Below are 14,530 nucleotides of genomic sequence, written 5' to 3'. Positions count from 1 at the left end.
CTCTGTTGCCGTAAACTGCTATTCCTGGTTGAAAATGAGGGAGGCCCTGGCATATAATGAATTCAATTCGAACCCAGGGGTGAATGGAAAATGAGCGCACCAAGTTTACAGGCCTTCCAGGATCAAGTCTCCGAACTGCTGCTCCGTCACCGTAGTCTTCTGGATGTCATGTCCAAGAACGGACAGAGCAGTGCTTCCGTCAACCGGGCTGTCGTCAAAGCCATTACCGAATGCGGCTGCATTCAGCTGCACGCCACCAAGCAGGTCTTCGAGCCTACTCTAGGGCTTGAGCAAGCCAAAGAGCTTGCCGGGACTCATCTGGCAGGAGAGCTGTGTGAGAACTGCCGGGAGGTCATTGGCTCCGAGTTGGGCCGCGAGCTGTTCTACATGTCTGCACTCTGCAATTTGCTTGCTATCAATATGGACGAGGTTGTCGCCAAGGAATCGCAGAAATGCGCAACACTCGGGTTGTTCAACTTGTCCTGAGCAGACCGTCCGCGCTCTCCTTCATCCATTCCGCCAGCTCAGGGGGGAACCGTATTCCGTGTACTTCCCTTCCCTCAGGCAGCAAAAAGGCATTGCACTCTCCTGATATTCAGGAAAGGCAATGCCTTTTGTACTTACCGGTCTATGAATGAAATAAGTTCTGAAGAAGGGCTAACCGTTCTTAGAATGATATACCTTATCTTCCGCGCGTCTTCTGCGGCGGCGTTGCCGCCGTACCTTAAATAGTCCTAAGCTCTGTCTGAAGCCATACAAGGCATACAGCGCCAGCAGTCCAAAGATCAGCTTGGCAATCTGTTCAGGGAAGACCACCGCAACAGCTACAGCAATCACGATAACTACAGGTGCGCCTATAACCGCTTTTTTTGGAAAACCGATCTTCTTGAAATTGGGATACTTCACTGTGCTGACCATCAGATACGACAGCAGCAAGGTAGCAACAATCATGAATGGTGCAGATACATCTTTATGGAAAAGTGCAAGCGTGGCCAGAACTCCGCCCGCAGCAGGAATCGGCAATCCTACGAAATATCCCGGAATCCCCGGGCGGACATTGAACCGGGCCAGACGTAAGGCTCCGAATACAGGGAAGATCGCTGTGACCGTCCATCCCAGTGCAGGATTCAGCTCCTGCAGACTTGTTAAATACATAATCAGCGCCGGTGCGACTCCGAACGAAACTACATCGGATAAAGAATCCAGCTCCTTGCCGAATTCACTCTCACACTTCAGCGCACGGGCCATACGGCCATCCAGCCCATCGAGCAGCATCGCGATAATCACCATGATAGCGGCCATGCTCAGCTTGCCGTCAAACGCCATCATGATACCAAACATTCCAAGCATCAGATTACCAATCGTAAAAAGACTTGGAATTGATTTTTGTATCATTTCTTCACCTCAATTTTCCTACTTGTACTGCATGGGACTACAACATTACGTGATTGTATGGTATTTACATTTGTCTGTCAATAAGAACTTGTTTCTGGAGCCGCTTCAGCCCGTCCTGAATATTGCGTGCGCGGACCTCGCCAATGCCGTCTACTTCATCAAGCTCAGCTATGCTTGCCCTCATCAGGTTAGGCAGCATTTCGAAGCGTTCCACCAAATTGTGGATGATCACATTCGGCAGCCTTGGAATTTTGTTCAGCAGGCGGTAACCGCGCGGAGTCACAGCTTCTTCGGAGGAAATGGCTGTCGAGGAATAGCCCAGCAGGCGGGCAATATGGTTGTCATCCATCAGTTCATCATCGCTGCTGCGCTTCAGCCCGGCAATGATCTCACGGATCTTCTCCTCCTGCTCTTCTCTTGCATAGTCTCTGTACAGCAACCATGCTTCTTCCTCTGTATTTCCAACCAATTCTTCCATCTGCATGCTGATCAGCCGGCCTTCATTGCCAAGCTCGTTGATGTAACGTTTAATTTCCATTTTGATTCTCAGCACCATTTCCACGCGCTGGATCACACCGACGACTTCGGCCACCGTCACAATCCCTTCGTATTCCGAAGCGGACAGGTTCGTAAGCCCTTGTGTCAGAACGGCTCTGTACTTCTCCAGGGTCTGAATCGCCTGGTTGGCCTTGGCCAGAATAGAACCGATTTCCTTGAGCGCGTAACGGATGGAGCCCTGATACAGCGTAATAATATTCCGGCGCTGGGAAATGGAAACGACGAGCTTGCCGGTCTGCTTCGCTACACGTTCAGCGGTCCGGTGCCGGATTCCTGTCTCGATGGAAGAGATGGAGGAATCGGGAATCAGCTGCGTATTGGCGTACAGAATCCGCTTCAGATCCTCGCTCAGAATAATCGCTCCGTCCATTTTGGCCAGCTCGTATAAATAGTTTGGTGAAAAATCGCAGTTAATGGAGAAGCCGCCATCGACAACCGCCATAACTTCCGGACTATATCCGACAACAATCAGTGCCCCGGTCTTCGCGCGAAGCACATTCTCCAGCCCTTCCCGGAAGGGTGTTCCGGGTGCGGCCATTCTAAGCAGATCATTCATATTATCTGATGGATTATATTCTTTCATGTCCCTGTGCCCCCTAATCTAACGCGACCGCTAGTGCCTGTGCTACTGTGCTGACGCCTATAATCTGGATATCCTGCGGATGCTTCCAGCCCTTCAGACTCTTCTCGGGCATAATGACCCGCCGGAAGCCAAGCTTGGCCGCCTCTTTCACCCGCATCTCTGCGCGTGATACCCCTCTCACCTCACCGGTAAGCCCTACCTCCCCGAAAAACACATCATACGGCTTGGTCGGGAAATCACGGAAACTCGAGGCAATGCTGATGGCAACAGCCAAATCCACCGCCGGCTCATCCAGCTTCACCCCTCCCGCAACGTTGAGGTAAGCGTCCTGATTCTGCAGGAACATGCCCATCCGCTTCTCCAGTACAGCTATGATCAGCGCCATCCGTTGATGATCCATACCTGTGCACATTCTGCGGGGCGAAGGGAAATGTGTCGAAGCAACCAGCGCCTGCAATTCAACAAGAACGGGTCTTGTGCCCTCCATGCTGGCTACCACTGCAGATCCGGCCACTCCGAGCGGACGCTCGGACAGGAACAGCTCCGACGGGTTCTCCACCTCGGTCAGCCCGATTTCCCCCATTTCAAAGATCCCGATCTCGTTGGTGGAGCCGAAACGGTTCTTCACCGCCCGCAGCAGACGGTACGTATGATGGCGTTCCCCTTCAAAATAAAGGACACAATCCACCATATGCTCCAGCATACGCGGGCCGGCAATAGCGCCTTCCTTAGTTACATGCCCTACAAGCACCGTAGCAATTCCCCGGATCTTAGCAATCCGCATGAATCTTGTCGTACATTCCCGCACCTGTGCTACACTGCCCGGCGCACTGGTTACTTCCGGCATAAATACAGTCTGAATCGAGTCAATGACCAAAAATTGAGGTTGAATCTGCTCAATTGCTTCCTCAATGCTCTCCATGTTCGTCTCACATAGAACGTACAATTCTGCAGAGAGCGCTCCGAGGCGGTCAGCCCGCAGCTTCGTCTGCCGCACGGATTCTTCCCCCGAAATATACAGCACGCGCAGCCCTTGTGTAGTCAAGGCATGCGAGGTCTGCAGCAGCAGTGTCGATTTCCCGATTCCGGGGTCGCCTCCAACCAACACCAGCGAGCCGGGGACGATCCCGCCGCCAAGCACGCGGTTAAGCTCACCGATGCCCGTCAGAATACGCGGCTCCTTGTCACTTTCTATATTTATGATCGATTGCGCCTTTTCTTTACTCTGAAAAATAGGTGCATTCATGCCTTGTGTTTTGACGACGCTTTCCGTTTCCTCTACCATTGAGTTCCATTCCTGGCACCCCGGGCACTTCCCGAACCATTTCGGTGATTCATAGCCGCATTCGGTACAGAAAAATTTTGTTTTAGGTTTAGCCATGTGTACTCCTTACCGTCCGAACTTGCTAAAATTGCGGATATTTTACTCTTATTCAAAGTTTACCATTTCTGCACACTGAACGGAAGGTCACTTAAGATCTACTTTTCATTTGCGTCTTTTTTTAGGCGGGTTTAGGTATGCCTGAGGGGCGTAAACAAACAAAGCTCCCGCCCCTCTATACGGAGGAGCGGGAGCTTTGTTTCATTTTCCGGTACAATTATTCAGTTTCGACTGTTTTCTCCAGGGAGACCTCGGCCGGTGCTTCAACGGTGGTTACGACCAGTTCGCCGTTCACCTCATCTATGCTCAGGGAATCCCCCTTCTTGATGTTACCTTTGAGCAGCTCTTCGGAGAGGCGGTCTTCGATATGCTTCTGAATCGCCCGGCGGAGCGGACGGGCACCGAAGGCCGGATCATAACCCTCTTTGGCCAGGAACGCTTTGGCGCCGTCGGTGAGCAGGAAGTCTACATCATGCTCACGCAGACGCTTGCGCAGCTCGTCGGACATCAGGGTAACGATCTCTGCGATATGCTTCTCCTCCAGAGAGTGGAAGACAATAATCTCATCGATCCGGTTCAGGAACTCAGGCCGGAAGCTCTTCTTCAGCTCTTCCATAACCTTGCCCTTCATATTGGTGTAATCGGCGCCTGCATCTTGAACAGCCGTGAATCCGAGTGTTGAATTCTTCTTGATCGCCTGTGCCCCGACATTCGAGGTCAGAATAATCAGGGTATTGCGGAAATCGACCACGCGGCCTTTGGAATCGGTCAGACGGCCGTCTTCCAGCACCTGCAGCAGAATGTTGAACACTTCAGGGTGGGCCTTCTCGATCTCATCCAGCAGTACAACCGAGTACGGCTTGCGGCGCACCTTCTCTGTCAATTGTCCGCCTTCTTCATAGCCAACATACCCTGGAGGCGCTCCGACCAGTCGGGAGGTGGAATGCTTCTCCATGTACTCTGACATGTCGATACGGATTACCGCATTCTCGTCACCAAACATTGCTTCGGCAAGCGCGCGCGCCAGCTCGGTTTTACCAACCCCGGTAGGTCCGAGGAAGATGAAGGAGCCCATCGGACGTTTCGGGTCCTTCAGGCCCGCACGCGCCCGGCGGAGTGCCCGGCTTACCGCCTTAACGGCCTCATCCTGGCCGATAACACGTTCATGCAGCAGAGCTTCCATATTCAGCAGGCGGTCTGTCTCTTCTTCCTTCAGCTTGCTGACCGGAATGCCGGTCCAACTGGCAACCACCTGTGCGATATCCTCAGGTGTAACCTGGGAATCGGTGCGGCCCTGCTTTTCTTTCCACTGATTCTTCGTAGTATCCAGCTCTTCACGAATCTTCTGCTCGGTATCGCGCAGTGCAGCAGCCTTCTCAAACTCCTGGCTCTGTACTGCAGAATCCTTCTCCTTACGGATATCATCCAGACGCATTTCGAGTTCCTTCAGATTCGGCGGAATCGTGTAAGAATTCAGTCTTACCTTGGAGCCCGCTTCATCGATCAGGTCAATCGCTTTGTCGGGCAGGAAGCGGTCTGGAATGTAGCGGTCCGACAGCTTTACGGCTTCTACAATAGCTTCGTCCGTAATCTTCACCCGGTGGTGGGCTTCATAGCGGTCGCGCAGGCCGAACAGGATCTGAACAGCTTCTGTAGGCGAAGGCTGATCCACCGTGATCGGCTGGAAGCGGCGTTCCAAGGCAGCGTCCTTCTCAATATATTTGCGATATTCATCAAGCGTTGTAGCACCGATGCACTGCAGCTCACCACGGGCCAGGGCAGGCTTCAGTATGTTGGAGGCGTCGATGGCGCCTTCCGCACCACCCGCTCCGATCAGCGTATGCAATTCATCGATGAAGAGCACGATATTGCCTGCTTGACGAATCTCATCCATAATTTTTTTGAGGCGGTCTTCGAACTCCCCGCGATATTTAGTACCGGCCACTACAGAACCCATATCGAGGGTCATGACACGTTTGTCGCGCAGTGTCTCCGGGATTTCATTGTTGATGATCTTTTGGGCCAGACCTTCGGCAATCGCCGTTTTACCGACCCCAGGCTCACCGATCAATACCGGATTATTCTTGGTCCGGCGGCTGAGCACCTGAATGACACGCTCAATTTCCTTACTGCGGCCGATCACAGGATCGAGATTACCGTCCTTGGCATAAGCCGTCAGATCGCGGGCCAGGCCGTCCAATGTTGGCGTACTGACGTTAGCCGGAGCTCCGCTGTGACTGGAGGTGGCTTCACTGCTGCCCAGGAGCTGTAATACCTGCTGGCGGGCCTTGTTCAGGCTAATGCCGAGATTGTTCAGCACACGGGCTGCTACGCCCTCTCCCTCACGGATCAGACCGAGCAGGATATGCTCTGTTCCCACATACGTGTGACCCAGCTTGCGGGCTTCGTCCATAGACAGCTCAATCACCTTCTTGGCACGAGGAGTATAAGCGATGTTGGTCGGTTGTTCCTGACCTCTGCCAATCAGCGTTTCCACTTCATCTTGTATCTTCTCCAGACCCAGACCAAGTCCGATCAATGCCTTAGCGGCAATGCCGTCTCCTTCACGAATCAGTCCGAGTAAAATATGCTCTGTCCCAATGTTGTTGTGTCCCAAACGTACGGCTTCTTCCTGCGCCAGCGCCAGCACCTTTTGTGCGCGTTCCGTAAATCTTCCAAACATCATATCTCCTGCACCTCCACGGATAATAAATATCTATAATTAATGTTGTGATCCCAGTGTCTCCCGGAGCAGCTTCGCCCGGTACATATCGCGTTCAGTAGGCGACAGCTCGTCACCGAACAGCTTTTGCAGAAAGCCAGGCTGAGTCTTGACATTCAGCTCATTGAGCACTGAAATCGAAGGCCCTTCCAGAATCCCCAGATCTACACCAAGCCGCAGATCGGAGAGCCGCTGTGCCGATTCTTTCAGTTCCATCACAGCAGCATAGGCCAAAATTCCGTAGGAGCGCTTGATACGGTCAGTAATCCGCAATGCGGAATCCGCCAGCAGGCGTTCACGCGCATTCCGCTCATGCTCTATAATCTGGGTGACTACACTGTGAAGATTCTCAATAATCTCACTTTCGGTCTGTCCCAGCGTAATCTGGTTCGAGATCTGAAAGATATTCCCTACTGCTTCGCTGCCTTCACCATAAATTCCTCTAACGGTAAGCCCCACCTGATTGACTGCGGATAAAATGCGGTTGATCTGATGAGTCATCACCAATGCTGGCAGATGGACCATAACCGAAGCTCTTAGTCCTGTTCCCACATTGGTGGGACAGCTTGTTAAGTATCCTCTGCGGTCATCGAAGGCGTAATTGACAGCAGCCTCGAAAATATCATCGATGGCGGTTGCCCTAACCCATGCTTCTCTGACCTGCAGCCCAGGGAACAGACATTGAATGCGGAGATGATCCTCCTCATTAATCATAATGCTGACCGACTCGTCCTCATTAAGAATGACTGCCCCGCCTTTGGAATCATCCGCCAGATTAGGACTGATAAGGTGCTTTTCCACCAGCACTTTTTTGTCCAGCTCACCCAGCTCATCCAGTCTCAGCAGTTCAAAGCTGCCGAAACCTGCAGCGGCATCACCCTGAAATACAGGGGCAAGCTGCTCCAGCACCTCCTCCGACTGCTCTGTTGAAGCGAGTAGCGGGAACGGAAGATGCTCCAGATTACGGGCGATACGCATACGGCTGCTGATGACAATCTCCGAATGACTGCCGCCGCAGCGCATCCATTCACTAAGTGCTTGTTCGGTATACCGGAGACTTGACATGCCTGATCCCCCCTATATATCAAAGACTTTACTCTTGTGGCATTTCTTTTTCAAGCTTGCGGATTCTGTCCCTCAGCTCAGCTGCGGTCTCGAACTCCTCCTGCACAATACTCTGCTGTAATTCCTGCTTCAGCTCATCAATCTGGCGCTTGCACATAATCTGTGCTCCAGCCCGTTTGGGAAGCTTGCCGACATGTGCTGTACTGCCATGCACCCGTCTGAAGAGCGGGTCAAGCGTACTGTCGAAATACTTATAGCAGGAGCTGCAGCCGAACCGTCCCAGCTTGCTGAACTGTGAATAGGTCATGCCGCAGTTTTCACAATGCAGACCCTGCACACTTTGTGCTGCCGCTGATTTGCCCTTGCCCGGGCCTTCCAGATCCAGAAGACCGGAAAGCAAGCTGTGGATAGAGAAGCCTCCCGCAGTTCCGGGAATCAGTTCACCCTTCTCCCGCGCACAGCTTTCGCAAATATGAAATTCCGTCTTCTCCCCGTTCACGATCTTCGTGAAGTGGAGTGTTGCCGGTTTGACGCCGCATTCCTGGCATAGCATAAGCGGTGTCCCTCCTTACCATTTGACAAATTATTTGCCCAATAAAGAGATTAGCATAGCCTTCATAAGCTTGGCACGAATCTCATCCCGGTACGGCAGATTAACCGTCAGGCATTCCCGGGAAACCGCAGACCGCATTAGACACGCTTCACGTTTGGAGAGGAAACGGGCCTCCTCCAGCTGATAAATCAGCCCTTCGGCAGAATTCTGATCAATATCATTCCCTATCGTGGAGTTCAGATGTGCGTATAAGGCTACATTCTGAGGCAGCTCATAGCGCTGAATCCGGATATATCCGCCACCGCCGCGTTTGCTCTCCACCACATATCCCTTTTCCAATGTGAACCGTGTACTGATGACGTAATTGATCTGTGACGGGACACAGGAGAACTGGTCCGCCAGATCATTGCGCTGAATTTCCACCGTACCTTCGGGACTTTCATGCAAAATATTCTTCAGATATTGTTCAATAATATCGGAGATATTACGCATCACTCATCCTCCAGTGTGTAAGCATTGGTTAAATCTGTGCTGCGCCAACGCCTGCCGTCAGAGACATGCTCTTAAGAACTTAAACCGGGCAATGCAATAAGAATCGGCTGTAATAGCCTCTGCACTGCGCTTTTTCTCTAAATGTTACATTCCTGAGAACGATGATATCCGGCCTGCGTTGACTTTGACTTTCTTTGACTTTTTCATATTATAACATATTCTCACTGAATTCCAAGGGGTTACTCTTATTTTTTACTTTTTGGCTGTATTGTATTCCGGTTGCCTGCTTAGTTCACTGAATTGGGGCGTTATGTATAGGAAAGCTCCTCCGCTTCCGAGGGAAGGGGAGGAGCCGTTCACTGTCAGAAAAAATCGAATAATGCCGTCTCGGCCTGCGGAATCAGCGCTTCAAGCCAAGCTATCGCCTCAGCAGTCCCGGATAATTGTTCGTATCCGGCCGCCTGAAGCGGACGTTTGTATCCCATTAGCAGCACTGTAAGCGTGCCGATACTGCATTCAAGGCCAGCCTCTGAGCGCTCGCCCTGAATCCGGGTAAGCGTCGCCTCCCCCTGCTCCGACACAGTCCACCGCCATAACCCGTTGTTCCAGACCGCATGCTTATCTTCAATATAAAGCACCCGCTCCCGGTCACCCTCCGGCATATTGAAGGTCATGTTCTCCACAAAAGCCTTAGCATTGACGATACGCGCCATGAAGTATGGATAATTCTCCTGCGCAATCCGCGGATCAGGAAGGAGAAAAGGCAGAATATCGTCAGCAGGCACCAGCTTCAGCTGTGCAGCCGTAATCATGGAGTCATGATTGGCCAGGAAGCTCCACAAGCCCTGGCGGGCAAGCTCGTTCCCATAGATGAACTCATCTATGACCAGCTCCTGCTGCACTATTTTATACAGCACATAGCCCTGCGGTTCACCCTGCTCGGAATAATACACACAGGAATGCGTGTCGTCATCGAGCACACTTTCCTTCCACCAGGTGTCGCTGCGCTGGAGAGTCCCGTTATACCTCATGGCGAATTGGTCGTACAGCTGCTGGAATACTGCAAGATCAGGAGAATCGCGCTTCACACTGCCCTTAATCTCCGTCTTGTGCGGGAACTTCCCTACAGGAAGAGTGTACTTCTTATATTCACAGTAGATCTCCCAGCCGAATTTACGGTAAAAAGGAATCAGGAACGGATGCAAAAAGGACAACGTCTGACCGGCTTCGTTCATCGTCTCGAGCGCATGGGTCAGCAGATGGGCTACATAACCCTGCCGGCGGTTCTCCGGCCAAGTAGCTACACCGGCGATGCCCCCCATCGAAACGGGCTTGCCTTGTATATATACCTGTAACGGAAGAAGCGTCAGCTTCGCACCGATGCTGTCCCCTTCAAAAATCGCCCAGGTTTCTTCCGGTTTGAAATTCTCTTTGGCGCGTACTCTATCTTCTGCAGAAACCTTATACTTAAAAGCATATTCGGACAAGCTCAGGCTGTCCTCAAATTCTCCGGCACGTAATTGCCTGATTTCCATTCTGTTCCCCCCGTTACATTCCATAAATTAGCTCCAGCTATCTGCTTACCAGTGAGTATAACAAGCAAAGCCCCCGGATGCTAATAAAGGCTTGCCATCAGCTGCAAAAAGAATAGTTATCCACAGCTTTTGCACAGCAAAGCAAAAAACCGGAAAAAGTTTCTTTCCGGCTCAAACGAGTTATCCACGATTACATTTTATCTATCCACAATATTCACTTTTTATCCACAAAATCGGTGTATTACTTATGTTTTTTCTTGACTCGTCCACAATATTATGCGTTATGCCCCCAACATCCGGGGATCATTTTGTTCCTGCAAAGGTATCCACATGTGCGCAACTTTTCTGCACTTACTGAAATCTATCCACAGCTTTTCCACAGCCCTGCCCGCACGCAAAAAAACCACTGTCGATTGCTCAACAATGGCTCATGTGTGCTTGGCAACGTCCTACTCTCCCAGGACCCTTCGGTCCAAGTACCATCGGCGCTGGAGGGCTTAACGGTCGTGTTCGGGATGGGTACGTGTGGAACCCCTCCGCTATCGCCACCAAACATGATTTTTCGAAGCCTACGCTTCTCGAAATCGCTACAGAAAATATCAAACCATCGGTTTAACATCCTGCCAGGCTTGATCGCCTGAAAACTGAATCCGAAACGAATCTGCGTCTGCCCTTCTTACGGGGCCCCCGGAAAGTACTCGGAATCCGCTTCGTCAGCTTCATCTTCACTTTTTGGGGTAACTTTTGGATAAGCCCTCGACCGATTAGTATTGGTCAGCTCCATGCATTGCTGCACTTCCACCTCCAACCTATCTACCTCGTCGTCTTCAAGGGGTCTTACTAATTGGGAAATCTCATCTTGAGGGGGGCTTCACGCTTAGATGCTTTCAGCGCTTATCCCGTCCGTACGTAGCTACTCAGCCATGCTCCTGGCGGAACAACTGATGCACCAGCGGTACGTCCATCCCGGTCCTCTCGTACTAAGGACAGCTCCTCTCAAATTTCCTGCGCCCACGACAGATAGGGACCGAACTGTCTCACGACGTTCTGAACCCAGCTCGCGTACCGCTTTAATGGGCGAACAGCCCAACCCTTGGGACCTACTTCAGCCCCAGGATGCGATGAGCCGACATCGAGGTGCCAAACCTCCCCGTCGATGTGGACTCTTGGGGGAGATAAGCCTGTTATCCCCAGGGTAGCTTTTATCCGTTGAGCGATGGCCCTTCCATGCGGTACCACCGGATCACTAAGTCCGACTTTCGTCCCTGCTCGACTTGTAGGTCTCGCAGTCAAGCTCCCTTATGCCTTTGCACTCTGCGAATGATTTCCAACCATTCTGAGGGAACCTTTGAACGCCTCCGTTACTCTTTAGGAGGCGACCGCCCCAGTCAAACTGCCCGCCTGACACGGTCCCCGTACCCGATGAGGGCACTAGGTTAGAACCTAGATACGATCAGGGTGGTATCCCAACGGCGCCTCCGCAGAAGCTTGCGCTCCTGCCTCTACGGCTCCCACCTATCCTGTACAGATCGTACCCAAATTCAATATCAAGCTGCAGTAAAGCTCCATGGGGTCTTTCCGTCTTGTCGCGGGTAACCTGCATCTTCACAGGTATTAAAATTTCACCGGATCTCTCGTTGAGACAGCGCCCAAGTCGTTACGCCATTCGTGCGGGTCAGAATTTACCTGACAAGGAATTTCGCTACCTTAGGACCGTTATAGTTACGGCCGCCGTTTACTGGGGCTTCGGTTCACAGCTTCGGATTGCTCCTAACCGCTCCCCTTAACCTTCCAGCACCGGGCAGGCGTCAGCCCGTATACTTCGCCTTGCGGCTTCGCACAGACCTGTGTTTTTGCTAAACAGTCGCTTGGGCCTTTTCACTGCGGCCCCCTCGGGCTATTCACCCTACCGAGGCACCCCTTCTCCCGAAGTTACGGGGTCATTTTGCCGAGTTCCTTAACGAGAGTTCTTCCGCGCGCCTTAGAATTCTCTTCTCGCCTACCTGTGTCGGTTTGCGGTACGGGCACCTTCTCCTGACTAGAGGCTTTTCTTGGCAGTGTGAGATCATGACCTTCGCTACTATAATTTTCGCTCCCCATCACAGCCCAGCCTGTGCGATGTGCGGATTTGCCTACACACCAGCCTCACTGCTTAGACGGACATCCATCAGTCCGCGTCACTACCCTCCTGCGTCACCCCATCGCTCATAGCGGATTACGGTGGTACAGTAATTTCAAACTGTTGTCCTTCGACTACGCCTTTCGGCCTCGCCTTAGGTCCCGACTTACCCTGAGCGGACGAGCCTTCCTCAGGAAACCTTGGGCTTTCGGCGGATCAGATTCTCACTGATCTTTTCGTTACTCATACCGGCATTCTCACTTGTATGCTGTCCAGCGCTCCTTACGGTACACCTTCAACCCACATACAACGCTCCCCTACCCCAGGATCGACTTCACTCCAGCTTCGAAGTCTGTGTTTATGCCCTGAAAGCATTTAGCCATTCACCCCTTCGGATGTTTCACGGCATCAATGTCAATCCGGATAAACACGCCTCAAAGGCGCAGTGAAGTCGATCCTAGCCATAGCTTCGGTGGTGTGTTTAGCCCCGTTACATTTTCGGCGCAGAGTCACTCGACCAGTGAGCTATTACGCACTCTTTCAATGGTGGCTGCTTCTAAGCCAACATCCTGGTTGTCTGTGCAACTCCACATCCTTTCCCACTTAACACACACTTGGGGACCTTAGCTGATGGTCTGGGCTGTTTCCCTTTTGACAATGGATCTTAGCACTCACTGTCTGACTCCCGGCAAGAAGTTAATGGCATTCGGAGTTTGACTGAGCTTGGTAACCCTTGCGGGCCCCGCACCCAATCAGTGCTCTACCTCCACCACTCCATTCACCGAGGCTAGCCCTAAAGCTATTTCGGGGAGAACCAGCTATCTCCGAGTTCGATTGGAATTTCTCCGCTACCCCCACCTCATCCCCGCATTTTTCAACATGCGTGGGTTCGGGCCTCCAGTGCGTGTTACCGCACCTTCACCCTGGACAGGGGTAGATCACACGGTTTCGGGTCTACGTCCACATACTTAGTCGCCCTATTCAGACTCGCTTTCGCTGCGGCTCCGGCTTCTCACCTTAACCTTGCATGTTAAACGTAACTCGCCGGTTCATTCTACAAAAGGCACGCCATCACCCATAGAAAGGGCTCTGACTTTTTGTAAGCACACGGTTTCAGGTTCTATTTCACTCCCCTTCCGGGGTGCTTTTCACCTTTCCCTCACGGTACTGTTTCACTATCGGTCGCCAGGTAGTATTTAGCCTTAGCAGATGGTCCTGCTGGATTCATACGGGGTTTCACGTGCCCCGCACTACTCGGGATCCGTCTCGGAGAGAACACAGTTTAGGCTACAGGGCTTTTACCTCTATCGCGGGCCTTTCCAGACCTCTTCGCCTACCATATTCCTTTGTAACTCCATGTGAGACGTCCCACAACCCCAAGAGGCAAGCCCCTTGGTTTAGGCTGTTCCGCGTTCGCTCGCCGCTACTGACGGAATCACTATTGTTTTCTCTTCCTCAGGGTACTTAGATGTTTCAGTTCCCCTGGTCTGCCTCTGCGTATCCTATGTATTCAGATACGAGTAACTGCGAATTACCACAGCTGGGTTTCCCCATTCGGACACCCCCGGATCAAAGCTTGCTTACAGCTCCCCGAGGCAGTTTCGTTGTTCGCCACGTCCTTCGTCGGCTCCTGGCGCCTAGGCATCCTCCGTGTGCTCTTAGTAGCTTAACCAAATCGCTCCGGTATTGGCTCATTCGCTCATCTTGTTTTGAATAGCGCATCCGGATTACTCCGCATGCTGGACTATTCAAAGCCAAAAGTCCCTCATAATCCAAAACCATCGCTCAGTATCGCTAAAAACTTCAAAACTTGTTTACACAAGTTCAGCTTAAAGGAATGTTCTAAAACGCAAATTCGTTTCGGTATCCAGTTTTCAAGGATCAAGTTGTATCCAATATTTCAGACATGACAAATAGATGAAGTTTGTTGGTGGAGCCAAGCGGGATCGAACCGCTGACCTCCTGCTTGCAAGGCAGGCGCTCTCCCAGCTGAGCTATGGCCCCGCAAATTCCATCAAAACCGAACAAATGGAAACGCTCAAGGCTTTACGAAGTAAAGCCTGCTTCAGGAAGTAAGCTTCCTGAAGACTTTTATTTGAATGTCTTCATTGCAGAAGACGATTCTCC

The 14,530-nt window shown here is 51.8% G+C and carries 9 protein-coding genes, 1 tRNA gene and 2 rRNA genes; 1 reads left to right on the top strand and 11 read right to left on the bottom strand.

Annotated features, from left to right (window positions below; all coding sequences use genetic code 11):
- Positions 1-90: 90 nt before the first annotated feature.
- The gene (locus MKX42_RS04355) at positions 91-486 is read left to right on the top strand and encodes a hypothetical protein (protein ID WP_036692322.1); all 396 of its coding nucleotides are present in this window, start codon (positions 91-93) and stop codon (positions 484-486) included.
- A gap of 171 nt (positions 487-657) precedes the next feature.
- Here the strand turns inward: MKX42_RS04355 and pssA are convergent, their stop codons facing one another.
- The 11 genes from pssA to MKX42_RS04300 all read right to left on the bottom strand — a co-directional run bounded on the left by pssA (position 658) and on the right by MKX42_RS04300 (position 14,407).
- Positions 658-1,395: a CDP-diacylglycerol--serine O-phosphatidyltransferase gene (gene pssA, locus MKX42_RS04350; protein WP_076081725.1), complete on the bottom strand. Its 738-nt coding sequence runs from the start codon at positions 1,393-1,395 to the stop codon at positions 658-660.
- Positions 1,396-1,459: 64 nt separating this feature from the next.
- Positions 1,460-2,536 carry a DNA integrity scanning diadenylate cyclase DisA gene (gene disA / locus MKX42_RS04345; protein ID WP_340751491.1) on the bottom strand — a complete coding sequence of 359 codons (1,077 nt, stop codon included), beginning with the start codon at positions 2,534-2,536 and terminating at the stop codon, positions 1,460-1,462.
- A gap of 13 nt (positions 2,537-2,549) precedes the next feature.
- The gene (radA, locus tag MKX42_RS04340) at positions 2,550-3,917 is read right to left on the bottom strand and encodes a DNA repair protein RadA (RefSeq protein ID WP_036692317.1); all 1,368 of its coding nucleotides are present in this window, start codon (positions 3,915-3,917) and stop codon (positions 2,550-2,552) included.
- Between the two features lie 217 nt (positions 3,918-4,134).
- On the bottom strand, positions 4,135-6,603 hold the full coding sequence (gene clpC, locus MKX42_RS04335; protein WP_340751490.1) for an ATP-dependent protease ATP-binding subunit ClpC: 2,469 nt from the start codon (positions 6,601-6,603) through the stop codon (positions 4,135-4,137).
- A 36-nt stretch (positions 6,604-6,639) separates the two neighbouring features.
- A complete protein-coding gene (locus MKX42_RS04330; protein WP_340751489.1) occupies positions 6,640-7,704 on the bottom strand; it encodes a protein arginine kinase in 1,065 nt (354 codons plus the stop codon).
- A gap of 28 nt (positions 7,705-7,732) precedes the next feature.
- A complete protein-coding gene (locus MKX42_RS04325; RefSeq protein WP_340751488.1) occupies positions 7,733-8,257 on the bottom strand; it encodes a UvrB/UvrC motif-containing protein in 525 nt (174 codons plus the stop codon).
- Between the two features lie 30 nt (positions 8,258-8,287).
- Positions 8,288-8,749, bottom strand: coding sequence for a CtsR family transcriptional regulator (locus MKX42_RS04320; RefSeq protein WP_036721901.1), 462 nt, complete (start codon positions 8,747-8,749; stop codon positions 8,288-8,290).
- Positions 8,750-9,111: 362 nt separating this feature from the next.
- Positions 9,112-10,284: a GNAT family N-acetyltransferase gene (locus tag MKX42_RS04315; protein WP_340751487.1), complete on the bottom strand. Its 1,173-nt coding sequence runs from the start codon at positions 10,282-10,284 to the stop codon at positions 9,112-9,114.
- Positions 10,285-10,720: 436 nt separating this feature from the next.
- A 5S ribosomal RNA gene (gene rrf / locus MKX42_RS04310) occupies positions 10,721-10,837 on the bottom strand.
- Between the two features lie 191 nt (positions 10,838-11,028).
- Positions 11,029-14,075 (bottom strand): 23S ribosomal RNA (locus tag MKX42_RS04305).
- A 256-nt stretch (positions 14,076-14,331) separates the two neighbouring features.
- Positions 14,332-14,407: transfer RNA gene (locus MKX42_RS04300), tRNA-Ala, on the bottom strand.
- Between the last annotated feature and the right edge of the window lie 123 nt (positions 14,408-14,530).

This window comes from Paenibacillus sp. FSL R7-0204, assembly GCF_038002225.1.
Taxonomy (GTDB): domain Bacteria; phylum Bacillota; class Bacilli; order Paenibacillales; family Paenibacillaceae; genus Paenibacillus_AQ.
The sequence above is the reverse complement of the archived record's forward strand: the minus strand, read 5'-3'. Positions and strand labels throughout refer to the sequence as shown.